Origin of the sequence: Agromyces sp. S2-1-8 (genome assembly GCF_021129215.1) — a bacterium.
GTDB classification, from domain to species: domain Bacteria; phylum Actinomycetota; class Actinomycetes; order Actinomycetales; family Microbacteriaceae; genus Agromyces; species Agromyces chromiiresistens.
Window position 1 is genome coordinate 3,446,692 of record NZ_JAJOLP010000001.1, and the last position, 22,312, is coordinate 3,469,003.

Annotated in this window: 18 protein-coding genes, 1 tRNA gene and 1 pseudogene; 4 read left to right on the forward strand and 16 right to left on the reverse strand. The window is 71.8% G+C overall.

Going from position 1 to position 22,312, the window contains the following annotated elements; translation table 11 throughout:
* Positions 1 to 29 precede the first annotated feature (29 nt).
* The 6 genes from LR269_RS15700 to LR269_RS15725 form a co-directional block, all read right to left on the reverse strand.
* Positions 30 to 1,694, reverse strand: a complete 1,665-nt coding sequence (locus LR269_RS15700; protein ID WP_231431692.1) for a D-alanyl-D-alanine carboxypeptidase — start codon at positions 1,692 to 1,694, stop codon at positions 30 to 32.
* A gap of 129 nt (positions 1,695 to 1,823) precedes the next feature.
* On the reverse strand, positions 1,824 to 3,140 hold the full coding sequence (locus LR269_RS15705) for an ABC transporter permease (RefSeq protein ID WP_374201138.1): 1,317 nt from the start codon (positions 3,138 to 3,140) through the stop codon (positions 1,824 to 1,826).
* Positions 3,137 to 3,820, reverse strand: a complete 684-nt coding sequence (locus LR269_RS15710) for an ABC transporter ATP-binding protein (protein ID WP_231431693.1) — start codon at positions 3,818 to 3,820, stop codon at positions 3,137 to 3,139. Before LR269_RS15710 ends, LR269_RS15705 begins: the two co-directional genes overlap by 4 nt.
* Positions 3,821 to 3,828: 8 nt before the next feature.
* On the reverse strand, positions 3,829 to 5,490 hold the full coding sequence (locus LR269_RS15715; RefSeq protein WP_231431694.1) for a hypothetical protein: 1,662 nt from the start codon (positions 5,488 to 5,490) through the stop codon (positions 3,829 to 3,831).
* Positions 5,487 to 6,476 (reverse strand): hypothetical protein, encoded by a 990-nt coding sequence (locus tag LR269_RS15720; protein WP_231431695.1) that lies wholly within the window; start codon positions 6,474 to 6,476, stop codon positions 5,487 to 5,489. The genes LR269_RS15715 and LR269_RS15720 overlap by 4 nt, the downstream gene beginning before the upstream one ends.
* A 208-nt stretch (positions 6,477 to 6,684) precedes the next feature.
* Positions 6,685 to 7,671, reverse strand: coding sequence for a Gfo/Idh/MocA family protein (locus LR269_RS15725; protein WP_231431696.1), 987 nt, complete (start codon positions 7,669 to 7,671; stop codon positions 6,685 to 6,687).
* 147 nt (positions 7,672 to 7,818) lie between these two features.
* Between LR269_RS15725 and LR269_RS15730 the strand changes: the two genes are divergently transcribed.
* Together LR269_RS15730 and LR269_RS15735 are read left to right on the forward strand one after the other, a co-directional pair.
* Positions 7,819 to 8,652, forward strand: a complete 834-nt coding sequence (locus LR269_RS15730) for an SGNH/GDSL hydrolase family protein (RefSeq protein ID WP_231431697.1) — start codon at positions 7,819 to 7,821, stop codon at positions 8,650 to 8,652.
* Positions 8,649 to 9,470, forward strand: a complete 822-nt coding sequence (locus LR269_RS15735) for an SGNH/GDSL hydrolase family protein (RefSeq protein WP_231431698.1) — start codon at positions 8,649 to 8,651, stop codon at positions 9,468 to 9,470. The genes LR269_RS15730 and LR269_RS15735 overlap by 4 nt, the downstream gene beginning before the upstream one ends.
* 183 nt (positions 9,471 to 9,653) lie before the next feature.
* Here LR269_RS15735 and LR269_RS15740 read toward each other — a convergent pair.
* The 5 genes and pseudogenes from LR269_RS15740 to topA all read right to left on the reverse strand — a co-directional run.
* Positions 9,654 to 9,729 (reverse strand) — tRNA-Thr (locus tag LR269_RS15740).
* Positions 9,730 to 9,873: 144 nt separating this feature from the next.
* Positions 9,874 to 11,457, reverse strand: a complete 1,584-nt coding sequence (locus LR269_RS15745; protein WP_308191661.1) for an alpha/beta hydrolase — start codon at positions 11,455 to 11,457, stop codon at positions 9,874 to 9,876.
* Positions 11,454 to 12,683: a DNA polymerase III subunit delta' gene (locus LR269_RS15750; RefSeq protein WP_231431699.1), complete on the reverse strand. Its 1,230-nt coding sequence runs from the start codon at positions 12,681 to 12,683 to the stop codon at positions 11,454 to 11,456. Before LR269_RS15750 ends, LR269_RS15745 begins: the two co-directional genes overlap by 4 nt.
* 35 nt (positions 12,684 to 12,718) lie before the next feature.
* Positions 12,719 to 13,351: a dTMP kinase gene (tmk, locus tag LR269_RS15755; protein WP_231431700.1), complete on the reverse strand. Its 633-nt coding sequence runs from the start codon at positions 13,349 to 13,351 to the stop codon at positions 12,719 to 12,721.
* Positions 13,351 to 16,122: pseudogene (gene topA, locus LR269_RS15760) on the reverse strand (type I DNA topoisomerase); the annotation flags it as partial. The pseudogene topA and the gene tmk, both read right to left, overlap by 1 nt.
* A gap of 206 nt (positions 16,123 to 16,328) precedes the next feature.
* On the opposite strand from topA, the gene LR269_RS15765 reads away from it, so the two are divergent.
* Positions 16,329 to 16,565 (forward strand): hypothetical protein, encoded by a 237-nt coding sequence (locus LR269_RS15765; protein WP_231431702.1) that lies wholly within the window; start codon positions 16,329 to 16,331, stop codon positions 16,563 to 16,565.
* Positions 16,566 to 16,574: 9 nt separating this feature from the next.
* Here LR269_RS15765 and LR269_RS15770 read toward each other — a convergent pair whose 3' ends face one another.
* The 5 genes from LR269_RS15770 to LR269_RS15790 form a co-directional block, all read right to left on the reverse strand.
* Positions 16,575 to 16,988, reverse strand: a complete 414-nt coding sequence (locus tag LR269_RS15770; protein WP_231431703.1) for an Rv3654c family TadE-like protein — start codon at positions 16,986 to 16,988, stop codon at positions 16,575 to 16,577.
* A complete protein-coding gene (locus tag LR269_RS15775) occupies positions 16,985 to 17,293 on the reverse strand; it encodes a TadE family type IV pilus minor pilin (RefSeq protein WP_231431704.1) in 309 nt (102 codons plus the stop codon). The genes LR269_RS15770 and LR269_RS15775 overlap by 4 nt, the downstream gene beginning before the upstream one ends.
* Positions 17,294 to 17,309: 16 nt before the next feature.
* The gene (locus tag LR269_RS18830; protein WP_374201169.1) at positions 17,310 to 17,552 is read right to left on the reverse strand and encodes a DUF4244 domain-containing protein; all 243 of its coding nucleotides are present in this window, start codon (positions 17,550 to 17,552) and stop codon (positions 17,310 to 17,312) included.
* 85 nt (positions 17,553 to 17,637) lie between these two features.
* Positions 17,638 to 18,657, reverse strand: a complete 1,020-nt coding sequence (locus LR269_RS15785) for a type II secretion system F family protein (RefSeq protein ID WP_231431705.1) — start codon at positions 18,655 to 18,657, stop codon at positions 17,638 to 17,640.
* The gene (locus LR269_RS15790) at positions 18,654 to 19,853 is read right to left on the reverse strand and encodes a TadA family conjugal transfer-associated ATPase (protein WP_231431706.1); all 1,200 of its coding nucleotides are present in this window, start codon (positions 19,851 to 19,853) and stop codon (positions 18,654 to 18,656) included. Before LR269_RS15790 ends, LR269_RS15785 begins: the two co-directional genes overlap by 4 nt.
* A 473-nt stretch (positions 19,854 to 20,326) precedes the next feature.
* Here LR269_RS15790 and acs point away from each other — a divergent pair, with 473 nt between their 5' ends.
* Positions 20,327 to 22,282, forward strand: a complete 1,956-nt coding sequence (gene acs, locus LR269_RS15795) for an acetate--CoA ligase (protein WP_231431707.1) — start codon at positions 20,327 to 20,329, stop codon at positions 22,280 to 22,282.
* The last annotated feature ends 30 nt before the right edge of the window (positions 22,283 to 22,312 follow it).

A 22,312-nucleotide genomic window follows, 5' to 3' on the forward strand; every position in this document is an offset into this window, starting at 1 on the left:
GAGCCCCGGCGACGATCCCTCCGGCGCCGCTACCGGTTCGAGAGGTTGTCGCCGCAGAGGTAGAAGCCGGTGGCGAGGGTGTCGATCGCCGTCTTCGCGTCGTCGGAGACGTCGCCGAGCGCGTAGATCGCGAAGGTGAGGTCGGTGCCGTCCTCGGCGCGGATCACGCCGGCGAGCGTGTAGCCCGTGTTGATCCAGCCGGTCTTCGCGATGACCCGCCCGTCGGCCACCGCGTTGTCGCCCCAGAACCGGTCGTCGTAGGCGAGCGACCCGCGCTCGCCCGCGACGGGCAGCGAATCGAGCAGATGGCCGAGCTGGCCCTCGCGGGCGTTGATCTTCACGAAGAGCCGCGTGAGGTAGGCGGGTGGCACGGCGTTGTCGTCGGAGAGGCCCGAGCCGTCGACGACCGCGATGCCGGCCGTGTCGACGCCGTAGCCGGCGAGGCCTTCGAGCACGCCGGCGTTGATCGCCGCGAACGTGTTGCCCGATCCCGTCTCGATCGCGACGAGCCGGGCCAGCATCTCGGCGACGGTGTTGTCGCTGACGACGAGCGCCTTGTCGACGAGCTCGGCGACGGTCGGCGAGAGCACCTGCCCGAGCTGCTGGGCGCCGGCGGGCGCCGTGCCGCGCTCGATGGTCGCGATGCCGCCGAGCTCGTCGGCGAAGGCCTGGCCCGCGCGCCCGATCGGGTCGTCGCTGCGACGCGACGTATTCGAGTACGGGTCGTCGCGGTCGCCGTCGACCATCAGCGCGGTGATGTTCGACATGTATCCGTCGTCGCGTTCGACGAGGTCCCAGCTCGGCTGCCACTCGTCGCCGCCGAAGTACGACGCGTCGAGGACGAGCTTCGTGATGGGCGGGTTCGCGGGGTCGGCCGCCCACGCGTCCTGCACCTGCGCGGCGAGCTCGTCGAGGTGCGCGGCGCCCGGGTACGCGGTCTCGTCGCCCGACGGCGTGCGCGAGAGCGTCACGTCGCCGCCGCCGACGAGCACGACCGAGCCGGGCTCCGATCCCTTCACCACGGTGGTCGCCGCCCGGTGGTCGGGGCCGAGCACCGAGAGCGCGGCGGCCGAGGTGAGCACCTTCATGACGCTCGCCGTGCGCGATGCGGTCGCGCCCCCGCGGTCGAAGAGCACCTCGCCGGTCCTCGCGTTGAGCACCTGCGCCTGCAGGTTCGCGAGCCGCGCGTCGGCCGCACGGTCGGCGACCGAGCAGGTGCGGATCCGGCTCACCGGCGCAGCGGTCGGCACGGGCCTCGCCTCGGGCGTCGGCGTCGGGGTCTCGCTCGGCGTCGGCGCGGCCGCGGCGGTCGGGTCGGCGACGGTCGCCGACCCCGCGAACAGGGCGGCGGTTCCGGCGAGCGCGAGTGCGACCACGCCGCCGACGACGGCGAGCGGTGCACGGTGCTTCCGCACGAAGGCGAAGAAGGATGACTCGGTGCCCGCATCGCTCGCGGCGTCGACCTCGTCGGCACCGGTGTCGCCGTCGGCGTGCTCGGCACCGGTCGTGTCGTCGGCACGCTCGGCACCGGTCATGTCTTCGGCACCGGTCGTGCCTTCGGCATCGGTCGTGTCGTCGGCACGCTCGGCACCGTCGCTCGACGGCGTTCCGTCGAACGAGTGCTCGTCACCGGACCCGCGCGGCGGGTCACCCGGGAGCGGCGTCGCGCCCGTGGCATCCGTCTCGTCGTTCACCCGGGCATCATACGCGCCGCACCCCCGATCCCGTTTCAGGAACGAGTGGCGGTCGACCGGCCGTCGAAGACCGGAAGCGCGCGGGACCGCGCCGGCTTCGCAGTCACGTTCCTGAGGGACGGTCGCGGCTCAGACGCCGGCGCGGAGCGCCGCGATCGGCTCGATGCGCGAGGCCTTGCGGGCGGGGTAGGCGCCGGCGGCGAGACCGACGACCGCGCCGAGCAGCGCCGCGCCGAGCACCATGGGCAGGTCGACGATCGGCGTCCACTGCTGTACGAGCGCGACCGCGACGACGGCGAACACGCCGACGGCGGCGCCGATGAGCCCACCGAGAAGGCCGATCACGATCGACTCGACCATGAACTGCCGGGCGATCTGCCGCCGGGTCGCGCCGAGGGCGCGCCGCAGGCCGATCTCGCCGGTGCGCTCCGACACCGAGAGCAGCGTCACGTTCGCGATGCCGAGCCCGCCCGCGAGCAGTGCGATGACGCCGAGGATCAGGAACACCACGTTGATGTCGGCCTGCACGTTCTCCTGCAGCGTCGACCCGCTGCGCGGCGCCTGCACGTCGAAGTTCTCGGGTGCGTTCGGGTCGAGCGCGACGGGCGCCTGCTTCGCGACGAGCGATCCGGCGCCCGGTGCGATGCGCAGTTGCAGCTCGCTCGCGCTGGGCAGCCCGAAATCCGAGCGCGCAGCACCGAGCGGCACGATCACCGAGTCGAGCAGGTCGACGCGCCGTTCCATGCCGTCGACGATGCCGATGACCGTGTAGGCCCGCTCGCCGATGAAGATCGACGGCTGACGGTCGACCCGGTTGATGCCGAGCTTCTCGGCCGCGCGCGAGCCGAGCACGGCGACGCGATCGCCTCGTTCGTCGTGGCCGGCGTCGAAGTACCTGCCCGCGGTCACGTCGCCCCGTACCGCGTCGAGCAGGCCGGGCGAGGTGGCGACGAGCGCTGGGCTCAGCGCCTCCGCCGCCGACGGATCGTTGACCGGCACCGCGGTGATGCGCTCCTCGCCGATCGACACCTCGCCGATGAGCCCGGCCCGTTCGACCCCGTTCAGCCGCTCGACGCGATCCGGCGCGTCCCACGGCAGCATCGTCGTCGCGACCTCGCCGTTCGCCGAGTCGGTCGTGCCCGGCTCGACGACCGCCTGCGTTGCGGCGACCGCGTCGAACTGCCGGCTGATCTGACCCGCCGCGGTCTGCGCGAACCCGATCGTCACGACGAGCGACGCGATGCCGAGCACCGTGCCGAGCGTCGTCATCACGAGCCGGCCCGTGTGTCCGCCGATACCGTGGCTGACCTCGACGAGCAGGTCCTGCGCGGTGAATCGGTCGGCCCGCGGGGTCGCGTCGGGCTGCGCGCCGTCGGCGACGGCGGGCGCTGCGGCTCTCGTGCGGCCGGCATCGCCGCCCCGCCGCAGCAGCGATCGTCGTCTCACAGCTCGCTCACCCGTCCGTCGGCGATGCGGATGCTTCGCCCCGCCCGACCCGCGACCTGCTGGTCGTGCGTGATGACGACGAGCGTGAGCCCGTCCGCGTTGAGTTCCTCGAAGAGGTCCATGACCTCGCCCGAGGTGCGCTCGTCGAGGTTGCCCGTCGGCTCGTCGGCGAGGATCATCTCCGGCGCAGCCATGACTGCGCGAGCCACGGCCACGCGCTGACGCTCGCCGCCCGAGAGGGTCGTCGGCAGGAAGTCGGCCCGATGCGCGAGGCCGACCCGCTCGAGAGCGGCGCGCGCCCGAGGCATCCGATCGGCCCTCGGCACCCCGCTGTAGAGCGTCGCCAGCAGCACGTTGTCGAGCACCGTGCGACGCGGCAGCAGGTGGAACGCCTGGAACACGAACCCGATCGTGCGGGCGCGGAGCCCCGCGCGCGCCTCCTCGTCGAGCGTGCCGGTGAGCACGCCGCCGAGCCGGTACTCGCCGACGGTCGGGCGGTCCAGGAGGCCGAGCACGTTGAGCAGGGTCGACTTGCCCGAGCCGCTCGGGCCGACGATCGAGAGGTAGTCGCCGCGCCCGATCGTGAGGTTCACGGCCTTGAGCGCCTGAACCTCGGGCGGACCGGGAAACGAGCGCGTGACGTCGACGAGCTCGACGACGGGGGCCGGGCTCGTCCGCATGCGGTCGCTCATTCGCCCACCACGACGAGGTCTCCCTCCTCGAGATCGCCCACCACCTCGACGAACCCCTCGGCGGCGAGGCCCGTCTCGACCTCGACGAGACGGGTCTCGGCGTCGGCGCCGGAGCTCGGGGCACCGTCACCGTCGACGAGCACCTCGACCCGCGACTCGCCGCCGGGGCCGGCCGTGAGCGCCGCGAGCGGCACCGCGAGGACCTCGCCGTCGGTCGCGCCGATCGAGATCTTGACCCGTACGTTCTGACCGCGCAGGGCCTGCACCTGCGCGTCGGTCGGCTTCACGGGCGCGAGCACGACGTCGTAGCGCGGGCCCGACTCGGCGGCGTCGCCGCCCGCGGCCTCGCGCGGCGCGACCGAGGTGATCGTCGCCTGCAGCTCGGATCCATCGGGAACCGCGAGCGTCGCGACATCGCCGACCTTCAGGAGCTCGGCGTCGCTCTCGGCCGCCGATGCCTCGATCGCGAGGGTCGCGCCCGAGACGAGCATGGCCGCGCTCTCGACGATCGAGCCGCGCTCGACCATGACCTCGTCGACCCGCCGGGGCAGCTCGTCGAGGTAGAGCACCTCGCTCACCGGCAGGAAGGCGAGCGTGCCGGTCTCGGCCTCGGCGAGGAGTTCCTGCGCGTCGCCGAGCTGCGCCCGGGCGGACTCGAGCGCTGCGCGCTCGGCCGCGGTGTCGCGCGGCGCGAGCGCGGCGTCGCGCTCGACCCGAGCGAGCTTCAGCGCGTCCTCGGCCTCCGCGACGGCGTTCGCATCACCCGACGCCTTCGCGGCGGCGAGCGCCCGCTCGGCCGAGCGAACGGCGTTGTCGAGCTGCACGCGTTCGACGGCACTGGGGCCTCCGCCCGCCTCGGCGAGCGCGCGCTCCGCGGAGGAGACCTGGTCCTCGGCTGCGGTCACGCCGTCGCGCGCGGCGCGCACCGCATCGTCGGTGCCCTCGGGCGCCTCGGGCAGCGGGTAGCCGACCCGTTCGTAGAGCGCTGCGACGGCGTCGGCGGTCGCGGAGTCGAACACGTTCGAGGCGACGTCGCCCGGGTCGAGGCCGATCGCCCGCAGCGATTGCTTCAGCTGGATCACGTCGGGGCCCGAGAGCCCGGCCCTGAGCGTCCGGTATGCGGGCAGTTCACCCGGAAGCACGATCACCGGCCGGCCCGTGACCTCGAGCGCGACCGACGCCGGCCCGAGCGTCGCACCGACTTCGGGCACGCGCCCGGTGACGACCGCGGGTCCCCCGAGCTCACCCGTCTCGAGCTTCACCTCGACCGAGTCGGCGAACGCCGCGTCACCGCGGATCGTCACGTCGTTCGAGAGCGTGCGCGACTCGACAGGCACCGTGATCGGTCCGGCGTCGGGCGCCGCGGCGTCGGCGGCGGCTTGCCCCGGCGACACGATGACGAAGCTCAGCCCCACACCGGCCGCGAGCGAGACCACCGCCACGGCGGCGAGCACCCACAGCACGCGGTTGCCGCGCAGCACCCGCCGCCAGCCCTGCACGGCGGGGTCGGCGGCCGGGTCTTCGGTCGGTGCGGGTTCGGCGGATGCGGGTTCGATCTCGAGCCCGTATTCGGCCTCCGTCAGGAGTTCGGCGCGCGATGTCTCGGGGTCGATGATCGCGTCGAAGCCGTCGCCGGCGACCCCGTCGCGGTCGGTCACTCCTCGCCCTTGCCGTACGCGGCCACGAGCTCCTCGAGCTCGGCCTCGTGGTCCTCGATGAACTGCTCCTCGAGTGCGAACTGCGCGGCGAGCTGCTTGTCCTGGTAGTCGAGCTTCTCCGCGCAGCGGAAGTCGGCGAGTGCGACGTCGATCTCCTGCTGCTTGAGCTCGGCGAGCGTCTCGGCGCTCGGCTCCTCGTACGTCTGGCCGTCGTCGCCGACCTCGTAGAGGGCGTTCTGGGCCTCCATGATCGAGTTCTGCGCGTCGCTGCGCGTCGTGAAGTCGGGATACTCGGCGTCGGCCATGCACTCGGCCCACTTCTCGTCGAGCGCGATCATGTCGGGCTGCTTCGCGGTGCTCTCCCACAGCTTGCCCATCGCCTCGTTGAGGTCGGCGAACTGCTCGTCCTCCCAGTAGTTGTCGCCGTTGATCTCATGCTGGGCGGCGCCCTCGCAGCCCGCTTCCTCCCACTTGTACTCGTAGGAGCCGTCCTCGCCGATCTCCTCCTCGCTCGGCGGCACGCCGTAGAGCGTCGCCCAGTAGGCCTCCTGCTCGCTGGGCGAGAGCGTCTCGACGTACGGCTGGTTCGGGTCGACGAACTCCTCGGCCTCCTCCTGCTGCTGCTCCATCTCCTCCTGGGTCTGGACCATGCCCCAGCCATTGGACGCGACCCACTCCTCGGTCTCGCGTTCGGCCATCTCGTCTTCGCCCATGATCGACATGCCCTGCGACTGGTCGACGGGCACGTACTCGAATCCCTCCCCGGCCATGCACTCGGCCTTGAGCTCCTCGGTCTTCTTCGCGTCCGCGATCGCGCGTTCCTCGGTCCATTCGCCGTTGACCGCCTCGAGGTACTTCGTGAGGGGGCTGTCCTCGTATGAGAGCTCGCCTCCTCCGCCTCCGGCGGGACCTGCGGTGCAGGCGGCGAGCATGAGGACGGCTGCCGAGGCGGCGATGAGGCCGGCGACGGGTCGGCGAGCGGGCACGGGAACTCCTTCGGGTCGGTGGGCGGTGCGTGGCCTCGCATCGCGTCGACCGGTCGGGGGCCCGGTGCGCCGGCAGGGCGGCCTGCTCGGGAGCCTAGCGGGGCCCCGCGCCAGGGCGCCATCCTCCGCACGGATGATTCGGGGTCGACTCAGGGAGATCCCCGACCGTGGCGCGGCTCCGTCACCGAGGGCCGCGTGCGGGGTCGGCTCACTCCCCCGGGTACACGAGCCCGATCTGGGTGCGGATGCGGTCGAGCGTGCCCATGATCGCGACGCTCTCGCGCGTCGGCAGGATGTCGCCGCCGTCGAGGCGGCCCTCGGCGACGCAGCGTTCGAGCGCCGCGGCCTGGTACTGCATGCCGCGCCCATCGACCTGCGAGACGTACTCCTCGATGACCTCGCCGTCGGCGCGCACCACCCGGAAGGTCGTCGGCGAGTACCAGACCGTGTCGATGTCGATCCGGGCCTCCGAGCCGAGCACGACGGCGGTGTTCGGTCCCTGCGTGTTCGAGGCCGAGAACGTCGACGCCATGCGCCCGCCCTCGTACCCGAAGACGGCCGACACCTGTGCGTCGGCGCCGGTCGGCTTGAACGTCGCCGTCGCCGTGATCTCGGCGGGCTCGCCGAACAGGTCCCACGCGAAGGAGATCGGATAGATGCCGAGGTCGAGCAGCGCGCCGCCGCCCAGTTCCAGCGCGTTCAGCCGGTGCAGCGGGTCCTCGGAGAGCAGCTGCGTGTGGTCGGCGATGAGGCCGCGGACCTCGCCGAGCACGCCCGCCTCGATGAGCTCGCGGATCCGCACCATGTGCGGCAGGTACCTCGTCCACATCGCCTCGAGCGCGACTCGGCCGTTCGCCTCGGCGGCGTCGGCGATGCGACGCGCCTCGCCCTCGTTGAGCGTGAACGCCTTCTCGACGAGCACGTGCTTGCCCGCCTCGAGCGCGCGCACCGCGTTCTCGGCGTGCATGGGGTGCGGGGTCGCGACGTACACCACGTCGACCTCGGAGTCGTTCACGAGCGATTCGTAGCTGTCGTGCACGCGTTCGATCTCGAACTCGTCGGCGAATCGAGCGGCGGATGCCTCGGAGCGCGAGCCCACGGCCCGCACGTCGAAGCCGTGGCGGCGCAGATCGTTCGTGAACATGCGGGCGATGCCGCCCGTCGCGAGAATGCCCCAGCGCAGAGGTTCGGTCATGCGCTCAACACTATTGCCGCGACGGCACGTCCGCCGACCGGGTGTTCGAGCGACATCGCGAAACGGCGGGCGCGAGGATGCGGGCACGTTGCGCACCCCCTGATCTGGGAGATGCGGAATGCTCACCTTCGCGCCTAGCGTTGGTCCATGAACGCGCCTTCCCCCCGGCCGAATCGACGCGGCATCCTCGCCGCCCTGATCGCCTCCGCCCTCCTCGCGATCCCGATGGGATTCGCGTCGCCCTCGCAGGCGGCACCCCCGGCGCTCCCGATCGCGAAGTACGTCGCCCTCGGCGATTCCATCGCCGCAGGGCAGGGCGCGGGTGTCCCACTCGATTCGTGCCTGCGCACCGGCGCGGGCTACGCGAACCTGCTCGACGACCAGCCCCGGATCAACCTGTTGCGCAACGCCGGCTGCAGCGGCGCCTCGATCACCGATGTCGTCGAGCAACAGCTCGGCCAGCTCAACCAGGGCACGACGCTCGTCACCATCACCGCCGGCGCCGGCGACCTCGAGATCGGAGCCGTCTACGCCGCGTGCGTGCCGGACCCGCAGACGCCCGCGTGCGCGGCCGCCTACGGCGCGGCGCAGCAGGTGCTCGCCTCGGGCGTCATCGGCCCCCGGATGGCGGCGCTCATCGCCGCGGCGCACGAACGCGCGCCACGTGCGCAGATCCTCGTCACCGGCTATCCGGTCCCCTTCGACCTCGCGGTCCCGGGCTTCCCGACCGCGATCGACCAGGCCGTGATCGCACTCAACGGATTCGTCGGCGGAGCGGCGACGGGTGCCGCCGCGAGCGGTGCGCCCGTCTCGTTCGTGCCGGTCGCCGAGGCGTTCGCCGGGCACGGGGCCGCTTCGGGCCCAGCGGCCTGGATCGGTGCAGACCCGGCCGACCCGGTCACGTTCCTCCATCCGAACGCGGCGGGCTACGACGCCTACGCGGAACTCCTGCACAGCGCGTACCTGGAGTCGGCATCATGAACGCCCGCCGGAACTTCGCCGCCGCAGCAGCTGCGGTCGTCGTCGCCGCGCTCGCGCTGGCGGGCGCGTCGCCCGCGTTCGCGGCGAAGGGCGGCGGCAAGCCCGGGGGCGGCGGCACGACGGCCGAGCTCACGTATGCGGCGCTCGGGGACTCGTTCGCCGCGGGCCAGGGCGGCGGCAGCTACCTCGACACGACCTGCTATCGCAGCAGCAACAGCTACCCGAGGCGCCTCGATGCGGAGCGCAAGCTCAAGCTCACCGCGTTCCCCGCGTGCTCGGGCGCCTCGACGATCGAGGTGGCCGCCGGGCAGATCGCCGCGATCCCGGCCGGCACGAAGCGCGTGACGCTGACCGTCGGCGGAAACGACCTCGGGTTCTCGAGCATCATGCAGAACTGCTTCGTGCTCATCTCGAACAGCACCTGCCAGTCGCAGCTCACCGCGGCGGAGGGCAAGGTCGCCGACGGCACCATCGCCGCCCGGGTCGCGAGCGTCATCGCCCAGATCAAGCCGCGGCTCGCCGCCGACGGCAAGATCGTGCTCGCCGGGTACCCGAAGCTCTTCAACGAGCCGTCGAGCTACGCGTACGCCGCCCGCGTCAACGCCGACACCGTCTTGCTGAACGACGTGCTGGAGGCGACCGCGGTCGCCAACGGCGCGGGCTTCGTCGACGTCGAGGCCGCCTTCGCGGGGCACGGCATCGGCAGCTCCTCACCATGGATCAACAGCTTCAGCTGGTTCAACACGACAGCGGCGTTCCACCCGAACTCGACCGGGTACGCGAACTACGCGACGCTCGTGAAGCCGGCGCTCGGCTGACGACACTCCCGCTGCCTCCCGCGGGAGAGCGCGATGGGCCCGGTGAAACCGGGCCCATCGTGCGCGACGCCCCATCCCCGACGTGGGCGCCGACGTCTGCGAGGCGTGCGCGCCGACCTCGGCGTCCGCGCTCGCGCACACCCCGCGAAACGCCGAAGGCCCCGGCGAACCGGGGCCTTCGAATGGAGCCGCCTGTGGGAATCGAACCCACGACCTTCTCATTACGAGTGAGACGCTCTGCCGACTGAGCTAAGGCGGCGTGACCCGCGTCGCGCGAAGCGCACCGCGTGGCACGAGAGACAATACTAGCGGATGCTCCGGGGTGCGAATGACCACGCTCGGCGTTCGGCGACGCGTATGCCTCGGGCCGGGCGACGGCGCGTTCGCCGACGCGTCGAACCGCTCAGCACTTCGGATCGCTCGAGGGCACGGTGCCGTCGATGAAGTACGACTCGACCGCGTCGTCGACGCAGGCGTTCGACTTGTTGTAGGCCGTGTGCCCTTCGCCGTCATAACTGACGAGCACGCCGGAGTCGAGCTGGTCGGCGAGCGAGACGGCCCACTCGTACGGCGTCGCCGGGTCGCCGGTCGTGCCGACGACCAAGATGGGATCGGCGCCCTCGGCGTGCAGTTGGGCGGGTTCTCGCTTCGCCTCGTGCGGCCAGTTTCCGCAGGACAGGTCGCCGAAGCCCATGTACGGTCCGAAGGTCGGCGCCGCGTCGGCGATCTCGGCCGCCCGCTCGCGCATCACCGCGACATCGGACTGCGACGGGTAGTCGAGGCAGTTGATCGAACGGAACGCCTCGGTCGAGTTGTCGAGGTAGGTGCCGTCGGGGTCGCGCCCGTTGTACGCATCGGCATAGGCGAGCGCAGGGTCGCCGTCGCCGAACATCGTCGCGTCGAACAGGTCGTCGAGGTACCCCCACATGTCGGGGCTGTAGAGCGGGTAGATGATCGCGGTGACGAGCGTGTCGGCGCCCACGGTGCGACCGTCGCTGCCCCGCAACGGACTGGCGTCGACCGAGGCGACGAGGCGCCCGACCTGATCGCGGGCCTCGTCGAGGGTGCCGTCGAACGGGCAGCCGTCGCGTACGAGGCAGTCCTCGAGGTAGGCGTCGAACGCGCCCTCGAACCCGACCGCCTGCGCCTTCGACACCTCGTAGTCGCTCGACGACGGGTCGAGTGCCCCGTCGAGCACGAGCCGGCCGACCTTCTCGGGGTACAGGTCGGCATAGGTCGCCCCGAGGAACGTGCCGTACGAGTACCCGAGGTAGTTGAGCTTCTCGTCGCCGAGCACCGCCCGCAGCAGGTCGAGGTCGCGCGCCGCGCTCACCGTGTCGACGTTCGCGAGCAGGTCGCCGGTGTTCTCGGCGCAGGCTTCGCCGAAGTCGGCGTTCGCGTCGCCCACCGCGGCGATCCACTCGTCGCTGCCCCGCTCGGCCGGCTGCACGCCGTAGAGGTACTCGTCCATCTGGGCGGGCTCGTAGCACGTCACCGGGGTCGACCGCCCGACTCCGCGCGGGTCGAACCCGACGATGTCGAAGCGCTCCTGGAGCGGCTGCCCGACGGCGTAGTCGAGCGAGTCGTGCACGAAGTCGTAACCGGAGCCGCCCGGCCCGCCGGGGTTCACGAGCAGCGAGCCCAGCCGGTCGCCGCTCGCGACCCGCCGCACGAGGGCGAGGTCGATCTCGCCCGCCGACGGGTCGCTCCAGTCGAGCGGCGCCTTCGCGGTCGCGCAGCCGAGCCCGTCGCCGCAGCGCTCCCACTCGAGCACCTGCGTGTAGAACGGCTCGAGCTCGGCCGGGACGTGCTCTCCGGTCGGCGTCGAGACGGGCTGCGGCCGCTCGAGGAGCGAGGGCATGCACCCCGTCAGCGCCAGCACCGCGACGAGGGCGGCGGCGATGGCCGCGCCACGCCGGCCACGAGGCATCCGCATGTTCGGGAACCGGGCGCCGCGGCCCGACGTGCTGATGGTCGTGTCGGTCATGCGGCCCTTCGGGTCTCTGGGGGGCGCACGGCCGAGACCAGCATGGCCTCGAGCGCGAGCGCGGGCTGGACGTTGCCCTCGATGCGGGTACGCGCGGTCTGGATCGCGTCGAGCGTGGCGAGCGTGCCCGCGGGCGACGCCTGTTCGGCGGCGTGCTCGAGCCTCGGCAGGAGTTCGCGGTTGACGAGCTCGACGTCGGCGCCGAGCTGGATCAGCAGGATGTCGCGGTAGAGCGAGGAGAGATCGACGAGGATGCGGTCGATGCCGTCGCGCAGGCTGCGGGTCGCCCGACGCTTCTGATCGTCTTCGAGGGCCTTCAACTGCGGACGGAGCGCGGGCGGCACGGCCTGCCCCGGCGCGATGCCGAGCGAGTGCAGCGCGTGCTCGCGCTCTTCGGCGTCGCGCAGCTCGGTGATCGCCTTCGCGTCGTCGCCGGCGATCTCGAGGAACCGCGCGGCGGTCATCACCGCGCCGGCCGTCGACTTCACGTCGAGCGCGAGCTCGAGGGTCTCGGAGCGCCGGGCGCGCGCATCGTGGTCGGTCGCGAGGCGGTGCGCCATGCCGATGTGGCTCTGCGCCTCGCGAGCAGCGCGCTCGGCGAGCCCGGCGTCGACGCCGTCGCGACGCACGAGCAGGGCCGCGACGTCGGTGACGCTGGGCACCTGCAGCCGCACGGAGCGCACGCGCGACCGGATCGTCGGGATGAGGTCGGCCTCGCTCGGCGCGCACAGGATCCATACCGTGCGCTCCGGCGGCTCCTCGAGCTCTTTCAGCAGGAAGTTCGACGTGTGCTCGGTCATGCGGTCGGCGTCTTCGACGATGATGACGCGGTGCCGCCCGATCGACGGCGCGTAGTGCGAACGCTTGACGATGTCGCGCACGTCGTCGCGCTTGATGATGACGCCCTCGGTCGCGAGCACGTGCAGGTCGGGATGGCTTCGCGCGTCGACCTGGATCCGCGTCGCCTCGTCGCCGTCGGGCGCACCCGAGATGAGCGCCGTCGCGAAGGCGTAGGCGAGGTTCGACCGGCCGGAGCCCGGGGGGCCTGTGATGAGCCACGAGTGGGTCATCTGCTGCGACGGGCCTGCCGTCGGGGCCGTCGCCGCATCGTCGTCGACGCCGCGCGTCGGGGCGGATGCCTCGGGTCGGGCGCCGGCGGCCTCCGCGGCCGCTCGGAACACGGCGATCGCCGCGTCCTGGCCGGTCAGCTCGCTCCACACGCTCACGGGATCCACGCTACCTTCCGCCGCCGACGGCGGACTCAGCGGGCACTCAGCAGCGCGGCGACCCGTTCGCGGACGGCCTCCGCGATCACGTCGACCGGCTTCGACGCGTCGACGACGAGGAAGCGCGCGGGGTCGGCCTCGGCGAGCGCGAGGTAGGCGGCGCGCACCCGATCGTGGAACTCGGATGCCTCGGCTTCGAGCCGGTCGTACCGCGTGCGCGCCTCGTCGAGGCGACCGCGCGCGGCCGTCGCGTCGAGGTCGAGCAGGATCGTGAGGTCGGGCATGAGCCCCTCGGTCGCCCACTCCGAGATGCCCCGAACGGCTTCGGGGTCGAGCACCCGGCCCGCGCCCTGGTAGGCGACGGACGAGTCGATGTACCGATCCTGGATGACGACCTCGCCGCGCTCGAGCGCGGGCCGCACGACGGTGGCGATGTGATGGGCGCGGTCGGCGGCGTAGAGCAGCGCCTCGGCCCGAGGCGCGATGTCGCCGCGGTGGTGCAGCACGATCTCGCGGACCTCGACGCCGACCGCGGTGCCACCGGGCTCTCGCGTGCGCACGACGGTGCGCCCGTCGTGCGCGAGCCACTCGCGCAGCAGCTCGGCCTGCGTCGTCTTGCCCGAGCCGTCGCCCCCCTCGAGGGTGATGAACAGGCCGGGCGCGCTCACTTCTTGGACGCCGTCTTCTTCGCCGCGGGCTTCTTCGCGGGTGCCTTCTTGCGCGGTGCCGCCGGGCCCTTGTCGCGCTTGATCTGCAGCAGCTCGACCGCACGTTCGAAGGTGATGTCCTCGACCGACTCGGCGCGCGGGATCGTCGCGTTCGTCGTGCCGTCGGTCACGTACGGGCCGAACCGACCGTCCTTCACCTTGATCGGCTTCCCGCTCACGGGGTCGTTGTCGAACTCCTTGAGGGCGCTGGAGGCGCGTCGGGCGCCGTACTTCGGCTGTGCGAAGAGTTCGAGCGCACCGGCGAGGTCGATGTCGAAGATCGCGTCCTCGCTCGGCAGCGTGCGGGTGTCGGCGTCCTTCTTGAGGTAAGGGCCGTACCGGCCGTTCTGCGCGGTGATCTCGACGCCCGACTCGGGATCGAGGCCGACCACGCGGGGCAGGTCGAGCAGCTTCAACGCGGTCTCGAGGTCGATCTCCTCGATGTGCATGCTCTTGAACAGTGACGCCGTCCGCGGCTTGGGAGCCGCCGCCTTCTTCGGGGCGCGCTTGGCCTTCGGCGCTTCGACGACCTCGCCCGTCGCGGGATCGACGGTCGCCTCGGCCGCCTCGGCGACCGGCTCGGGCTCGAGCTCGGTGACGTACGGCCCGAAGCGGCCGTCCTTCACGACGACCTGCTTGCCGTTGTCTGGGTTCGCACCGAGCACGCGGTCGCTCTGCACGGGCGCCTCGATGAGTTCGCGCGCCTTCGCCTCGGTCAGTTCGTCGGGGGCGAGCCCCTCGGGCAGGTTCACACGGCGGGGCGTGGCGTCGGCGGCCGCATCGGCGTCGACCGCCTCGAGGTACGGGCCGTACTTGCCGATGCGCAGCGTGATGTCGGGCGCGATCACGACGGAGTTGATCTCGCGGGCGTCGATGTCGCCGAGGTTGTCGACGACCTGTCGCAGTCCGCGGTGCTTGTCGGATCCGAAGTAGAAGCTCGACAGCCAGTCGACGCGATCGGCTTCGCCCGCGGCGATGTGGTCGAGGTCGTCCTCCATCTCGGCGGTGAAGTCGTACTCGACCAGGTCGCCGAAGTGCTCCTCGAGCAGTCGCACGACCGAGAACGCGATCCAGCTCGGCACCAGCGCCTGACCGCGCTGCGTGACGTACCCGCGATCGAGGATGGTCGAGATGATCGAGGCGAACGTCGAGGGGCGGCCGATGCCGAGCTCCTCGAGGCGCTTGACGAGGCTCGCCTCGGTGTAGCGCGGCGGCGGGCTCGTCTCGTGCCCCTTGGCCTCGAGCTCGTCGAGCGACAGTTCCTGGCCCTCGGCGAGCTGCGGCAGCTTGGCATCGCCTGAGGCGTCGTCGCGATTGCGCTCTTCGTCGCGACCCTCTTCGTAGGCGGCGAGGAAGCCGCGGAAGGTGATGACGGTGCCGCTCGCGGTGAACTCGGCGATGGTGCCGCCGATCTTCGTCGTGGTCGCTGCCGGCGACGTCGCCGAGGCGGCCGTCGGCCCGACCTCGATCGTGACGGTCGCCGTCTGTCCCTTGGCGTCGGCCATCTGGGAGGCGACCGTGCGCTTCCAGATGAGGTCGTAGAGGTCGAACTCCCGCCCGCGCAGCGCGCCCTGGAGCGACGCCGGCGTGCGGAACACCTCGCCCGAGGGGCGGATCGCCTCGTGGGCCTCCTGCGCGTTCTTCGACTTGCCGGCGTAGACACGCGGCTTGTCGGGCACCGAGTCGGCGCCGTAGAGCGCGGTCGCCTGCGTCCGCGCGGCCGAGATCGCCTGCTGCGAGAGCGAGTTCGAGTCGGTGCGCATATAGGTGATGTAGCCGTTCTCGTACAGCGACTGCGCCACCCGCATCGTGTCCTTCGCCGAGAGCCGGAGCTTTCGCGCGGCCTCCTGCTGGAGGGTCGAGGTCGTGAAGGGAGCGGCGGGCCGGCGCGAGTACGGCTTCGTCTCGAGCTTCGAGACGCGACGGGCGACGGCGTCGTCGCGAAGGGCGGAGGCGAGCGTCTGAGCGGTCGGCTCGTCGATGACGACGGCCTTGGACGTGAGCCTTCCGGCGTCGTCGAAGTCGCGACCGGTGGCGATGCGCTCGCCGCCGACACGGACGAGCTTCGCCTCGAACGCGCTGCCGGGGGCATCCGTGGCGAACGTGCCGACGAGGTCCCAGTAGCCCGCGGCGACGAAGGCGAGCCGTTCGCGCTCGCGGTCGACGACGAGGCGGGTCGCGGCCGACTGCACGCGGCCGGCCGAGAGGCCGGGACCGACCTTGCGCCAGAGCACGGGCGACACCTCGTAGCCGTACAGGCGGTCGAGGATGCGCCGGGTCTCCTGCGCATCGACGAGCGCGGTGTCGAGCTCTCGGGTGTTGTCCTTCGCCTTCTGGATCGCGTCCTTCGTGATCTCGTGGAAGACCATTCGGCGCACCGGCACCTTGGGCTTGAGCTCCTGCAGCAGGTGCCACGCGATGGCCTCGCCCTCGCGGTCCTCATCGGTGGCGAGCAGGAGTTCGTCGGCGCCCTTGAGCGCGCGCTTGAGTTCGGCGACCGTCTTCTTCTTGGAGTCGGAGACGACGTAGTACGGCTCGAAGCCGTTGTCGACGTCGACCGAGAACTTGCCGAGCGGGCCCTTCTTGAGCTCGGCGGGCAGGTTCTTCGGCTCGATCAGGTCACGGATGTGGCCGACCGACGACAGCACCTCGTAACCCTCGCCCAGGTATTGGGCGATGGACTTCATCTTGGTCGGCGACTCAACGATGACCAGTTTCTTCGCGCCTGACACCAGACTCCTCTTTGTTCCACTTGAGACGAGAACGCACTTCGAATGCCGCGCCCCCGAGCGGTGTGCCGTGATCGGCGGTACGCTCCGCCGACAGCCACACGATACACATTCCCACCGGGAGTACGCCCACTCCACCGCGTCGAAACCTCTCGCGCCCACTCGCCGCGCCCTCTTGCGGTTCGCACCCGGCGGAGGAGAATGGCCGCATGGACACGTCATCTCACGGCTCGTACACGGCCAAGCTGATCGACGGACCGCTCGAGGGCAAGACCGTCGCGACGGGCTTCCTCGACACGGGCGACCCCAAGCCGCGGCTCGAGCTCAACGCCGACGCCGGCAAGCGCTACATCTACTCGCGCGCGGCCGGGCTCGAGTTCGAGACCCCGGGCGACGATCGCCCCTCGGCGGTCGACTACCGGTTCATCGAGACCGTCTTCGACTGAGCCCCGGAGTCAGCCCACCCACCCCGGCGGGCCGGCCCGCGCCCTCGCCGAGATGACGAGGCCGAGGACGCTCGCGTTCACCGAGACCTCCGCCACCGGCCCGTCGAGTGCGCAGGCGGTGAGGCTCGCACCGTTGCGGGCGGCGAGTTCGGCCGCGAGTTCGCAGGGCACGCCTGCGACGATCCCGGCCGATGCGTCGGCTGCGGCCAGCGCCGCGGCGTCTGCGGCGTTCGCTGCGCGCTGCGATGTGATGAACGCACCGAGGAGGGGCACGACGAGCGACGCCACGAGCACGATCGCGCCGACGAGACCGACCGCGACGACCGTCGCCGCACCCCGGTCATCGCGTGAGCGGTCGGCGACGTCGTCGCCGGTGTCGGTGCCGGTGTCGGTTTCGCGGACGCGATCTACGTCGCACCTCACAGTCCACCGCCCAGCGCGCACGAGCGGGCTTCGAGCCGCACGGCGGCGAGCAGTCCCGCGCCCGAGCTGCTGAGCAGGGCGCAGACGATGTCGCCGTCGTGCGACACCTCGATCGCCACGTCGCCCGCGACATGCGAGGCGATCGTGCGCGCCCGCCCTGCGTCTTCGCCGCGACCGAGCGCGCGGGCCGCGTCGGCCGCCGCGTCGGTGAGCCGCACCTGCTGCGCCGCGAGCTGCACCGCTCCGAGGCATGCCGCGAGCACCAGCGCGATCGCCGGCAGCGCGACGGCGAATTCCGCCGTCACGCTGCCGCGCTCGCGATCAGCCGACCGTGAGCGCATTCCGCACGAGATCGGTGAGGATGCCGCGCACCTCGTCACCGCGCAGGATGACGACGAGGAGCCCGGCGAAGCCGACGGCGGCCATCGTGGCGACGGCGTACTCGGCGGTCGCCGCACCGCGCTCGCCCGCGATGCGGCGGACGAATCGCCGGACCGACGCCCGGTGCCGGGCGTCGGATCCGGCGGTCGTCGAACCGTCGGCGCTCGCGTCGACGACGTCGATCGCCTCGGTGGATCGGTTCTGCATGTCGGTGTTCCCTTCGATTGCGCCGGTTGCCCGGCGGATGAGCGGCACGAGGCAGGGGCCGTCACATCGCACCGCCGAGGGTGCCGGTGACGACGGAGATCATGAGCGGCGCGACCCCGAGCAGGACGAACGCGGGCAGCACGCAGAGCCCGAGCGGCAGCATGAGGCGCACCCCGAGTGCCGCCGCTCTCGACTCGCCCTCGGTGCGGGCCGCGCGGCGCACCCGGAACGCCTCGGCACGCAGCAGTTCGGCGACGGGCGCTCCGGCCCGTGCCGCGAGCTCGACGACCCCATCGACCGCGTTGTCGCCGCCACCGAGCGACAGGTGACGTCGCATCGCGCGACGTGCGAGGTCGCGCGATCGGTCGACCGAGGCACCGCTCGACATCGCGATCGCCAGCAGTTCGAGCTCGAGACCGGCATCGGCGCGCGAGACCGAGGCCGATCGCGCGAGGCGGCGGTTCCACCGCGCCCCCGCCCAGAGGAAGAGGACGCCGAGTGCGAGGCACGCGAGGCCGAGCGGGTTGCCGACCAGCACGCCCACGGTGTCGAACCCGAGCAATGAGCCGAAGCCGAGCGCGACCACCGGCAGCGCCGAGACGAGCCGGGCACTGGCCGCCGGTCCGGCGAGGGCGGTGCCGACGTCGCGTCGCAACTGCGCCTCGTCGCGGAGCACGAGGGCGAGCGACCTGAGGCTCGCGGCGAGCGGGGCACCCGCCTCGGCGGCCACCGACCATGCGGCCGCCAGCACCGCCCAGGTCGGTGCGGCGCCCGGCTGCTCCGCTCGTGCCCGCTCGATCGCCTCGACGACGTCGTCGCCCGCAGCAGCCGCCGCCGCGGCGGCCGCGAGAATGCACTCATCGGGCGACGGCTCGACCGGCTCGTCGACGTGAGCGTGCCGTTCTCGGCCGGCGCGACCCGGGGCGGGCTCCGCCCGTGGACCGATCGACACGTAGCGCCAGGCGTTGGCGGCGGGAACGCCGGCCGCGAGCAGCACGGCGAGGCGTTCGGTGACGCCGGCGATCGCATCGACCTCCGCACCCGGGTCGGCACGTCGCCGACGTCGCAGCCGGGCGCTCATTGCGCCTCGATTCCGAGCCGGTCGCCGTCGACCACGAACCGCCCCACTTGCGCGAGACGGCGCCGGCCGTCGATGCGCTCGAGGTGCAGCACGAGGTCGAAGGCGCTCGCGGTCTGGCGCGCGACGGCCTCGGCCGTGAGCCCCGCGGTCGCCCCCAGCGCCTCGAGCCGGGCGGGCACGTCGACGAGCGAGTTGGCGTGCAGCGTGCCCGCGCCGCCGTCGTGGCCGGTGTTCAGCGCGGCGAGCAGCTCCCGCAGCTCGGCGCCCCGGCACTCGCCGACCACGAGCCGGTCGGGCCGCATCCGCAGCGCTTCGCGAAGCAGCGAGTCGAGCCCGATGCGTCCCGTCCCCTCGAGGTTCGGCTGGCGGGCCTCCAGTGCGACCGCATGCGGGTGGGCGAGCTGCAGTTCGGCGACGTCCTCGATGACGACGATGCGCTCGCGCTCGGGCGCCTCGCTCAGCAGTGCCGCGAGCAACGTGGTCTTGCCGGTGCCGCCGGCCCCCGTGATCAGCAGGTTCTCTCGGCGGGCCACCGCGGTCGCGAGCCGTGCGCGCTGCGCCTCGTCGAGCATTCCGCCCGCCGCGAGGTCGTCGAGCGACCGCCCGGCAGCCCGCGGGATGCGCACCGAGACGAGGGTGCCCGCGGTCGAGACCGGGGGCAGCACGACGTGCACGCGGATGCCGCGGCCGAGCCGGACGTCGACCGCCGGCGTCGCCTCGTCGACGTGCCGGCCGCCGCGCGCGATCAGGCGCACGGCGAGCGCCCGCACCTCCGCTTCGTCGGCGGCCCAGGCGGGTTCACGATCGGCGCCCCCGCCGCGGTCGACCCACAGGCCTGCGGCGCCGTTGAGGAACAGATCGGTGACGGGGCCGTCGGCCGCGAACGGTTCGAGCGGGCCGAGCTCGGACAGGTCGATCGGATCGGCGTCCGTCGACCCGCCCGGCGGACCGTCGGGCGGTGTCGGCACGAACGGCCGGTGCTCGGCCGGCGTGGCGATCGACCCGCCGAGCAGGGTTCGGGGCGACGGGTGGTCGCCGGAGGCCTCGCCGACGACGGGCGCACCGAACCCGCCGGCGCCGTCGTACGTGCCGCTCGACCCGCGCGCATCTCGGCGCGCGCCGCCGTCGACGCGAACGGCCCCTGCCGTCGGGGCATGCGCACGCCACGACGGCGTCGCGACGAATGGGAGGCTCATGCGGCGAGCGTACGAAGCCGGGCCGGCCGCGAGGCATCCCGTCGGCCGGATGTGGAGAGAGTCCTCCCCCACGACGCTGTGGAGGAGGACTCGCCGGGCTCCGCCGAACGCTGGCTCAGCAGGGGCGGTGCCTTAAAAGAAGGGGGCGGCACCCATTGGGGGGAACAGGTGCCGCCTCGGCAGCACAAGGATTGGGGGGAATCGCAGGTGCTGCAGGCCTCGAAACGAGTGTTCGGGCGGTACTCAGTGTACGGCCTCAGAAACAATGCGCAAGCATTTTTTGTCCTCATTTGTGCGGACACTCAGAAATCTCTGCGCAAAGGCACAGTAGCGCCTCCGAAAGCCGCGCGGAAGAGCAATCGCACGATGTGTTTCTGCACGCGCGCAACACGGTCTCGGGCGCGGGGTAGTGTGCTGGGTGGGGCAGGCGACCCAACCGATGAAACAGATCGCGAAGGAGCGACCGGAGAACCATGACCGTTCAGATCGATCACGCACTCGAGGAGATCAGGCGCTTCCGTCCGAGCCCCGAGTTCGCCGCCCAAGCCGTCGCCGACGACGGACTCTACGAAGCAGCGAAGGCCGACCGCGTCGGCTTCTGGGCCGACCGGGCCCGTGAGCTGCTCACCTGGGAGAAGCCGTTCACCCGCACCCTCGACTGGTCGAACCCGCCGTTCGCGAAGTGGTTCGACGACGGTGAGCTCAACGTCGCCGTCAACTGCCTCGACCGGCATGTCGAGGCCGGCCTCGGCGACCGCGTCGCCATCCACTTCGAGGGCGAGCCCGGTGACAGCCGCGACATCACCTACGCCGAGCTGACCGACGAGGTCAAGCGTGCGGCGAACGTGCTCGAGGGGCTCGGCGTCGGCGAGGGCGATCGGGTCGCCATCTACCTGCCGATGATCCCCGAGGCGGTCGTCTCGATGCTCGCGGTCGCGCGCATCGGCGCGATCCACTCGGTCGTGTTCGGCGGCTTCAGCTCCGACAGCCTCGCCTCCCGCATCGACGACGCCGAGGCCAAGCTCGTCATCACCGCCGACGGCGGGTACCGCAAGGGCCGGGTCTTCCCGCTGAAGCCCACGGTCGACGAGGCGATCTCGAAGTCCGCCGGCTCGGTCGAGAAGGTGCTCGTCGTGAAGCGCACGGGCAACGAGGTCGGCGTCGAGGCCGGCCGCGACGTGTGGTGGCACGACACGGTCGCCGGGGCCTCAGGCGAACACGCTCCGAAGGCGTTCGGCGCCGAGCACCCGCTCTTCATCCTCTACACCTCGGGCACCACCGGAAAGCCGAAGGGCGTCGTGCACTCGAGCGGCGGTTACCTGACCCAGGCGGCGTTCACGCACAAGAACGTCTTCGACCTCCACCCCGAGACCGACGTCTACTGGTGCACCGCCGACGTGGGCTGGATCACCGGCCACTCGTACGTCGTGTACGGCCCGCTCGCCAATGCGGCGACGCAGGTGCTCTACGAGGGCACCCCCGACACGCCGCACCCCGGCCGCTGGTGGGAGATCGTCGAGAAGTACAAGGTCTCGATCCTGTACACGGCGCCGACCGCGATCCGCTCCTTCATGAAGCTCGGCCGGCAGATCCCGCACCAGTTCAACCTGCGGTCGCTCCGCCTGCTCGGCTCGGTGGGCGAGCCGATCAACCCCGAGGCCTGGATCTGGTACCGCCACGTCATCGGCGGCGGCTCGATCCCCGTGGTCGACACGTGGTGGCAGACCGAGACCGGCGCGATCATGATCTCGGCACTGCCCGGCATCACCGACCTGAAGCCCGGCTCCGCGCAGGTGCCCATTCCCGGCATCTCGATCGACATCCTGAGCGACGACGGCACCCCCGTCGAGGGCGAGGACGGCGGGCTCCTCGTCATCACCGAGCCGTGGCCGTCGATGCTGCGCGGCATCTGGGGCGACCCCGAGCGCTTCAAGGAGACCTACTGGGAGAAGTTCGGCGACAAGTACTTCGCCGGCGACGGCGCCCGTCGCGATGAGGACGGCGACATCTGGCTGCTCGGCCGCGTCGACGACGTCATGAACGTCTCTGGGCACCGGCTCTCGACGGCCGAGATCGAGTCGTCGCTCGTCGCCCACCCGTGGACGGCCGAGGCGGCCGTCGTCGGCGCGACCGACGAGACGACGGGCCAGGCGGTCGTGGCGTTCGTCATCCTCAAGCAGAGCCAGGCCGAGGCCGCCCAGGCCGACACGGCCGCCGCCTCCGAGGAACTCCGCAAGCACGTCGCCACGCAGATCGGCGCCATCGCGCGCCCGCGTCAGGTGTTCATCGTGAACGAGCTGCCGAAGACGCGCTCGGGCAAGATCATGCGGCGCCTGCTGCGCGACCTCGCCGAGGGCCGCCAGATCGGCGACACGACGACGCTCGCCGACACGTCGATCATGCAGATCATCAGCGAGCAGGTGAAGTAGGCGCCTCGCGCAGACGACGGATGCCTCGGC

Bases quoted from the DNA above. Each gene is read 5' to 3' on its own strand.
- LR269_RS15710 (WP_231431693.1), bottom strand. From the start codon at position 3,820: ATGCGGACGAGCCCGGCCCCCGTCGTCGAGCTCGTCGACGTCACGCGC.
- LR269_RS15725 (WP_231431696.1), bottom strand. From the start codon at position 7,671: ATGACCGAACCTCTGCGCTGGGGCATTCTCGCGACGGGCGGCATCGCC.
- LR269_RS15730 (WP_231431697.1), top strand. From the start codon at position 7,819: ATGAACGCGCCTTCCCCCCGGCCGAATCGACGCGGCATCCTCGCCGCC.
- LR269_RS15735 (WP_231431698.1), top strand. From the start codon at position 8,649: ATGAACGCCCGCCGGAACTTCGCCGCCGCAGCAGCTGCGGTCGTCGTC.
- LR269_RS15745 (WP_308191661.1), bottom strand. From the start codon at position 11,457: ATGACCGACACGACCATCAGCACGTCGGGCCGCGGCGCCCGGTTCCCG.
- LR269_RS15765 (WP_231431702.1), top strand. From the start codon at position 16,329: ATGGACACGTCATCTCACGGCTCGTACACGGCCAAGCTGATCGACGGA.
- LR269_RS15785 (WP_231431705.1), bottom strand. From the start codon at position 18,657: ATGAGCGCCCGGCTGCGACGTCGGCGACGTGCCGACCCGGGTGCGGAG.
- LR269_RS15790 (WP_231431706.1), bottom strand. From the start codon at position 19,853: ATGAGCCTCCCATTCGTCGCGACGCCGTCGTGGCGTGCGCATGCCCCG.
- acs (WP_231431707.1), top strand. From the start codon at position 20,327: ATGACCGTTCAGATCGATCACGCACTCGAGGAGATCAGGCGCTTCCGT.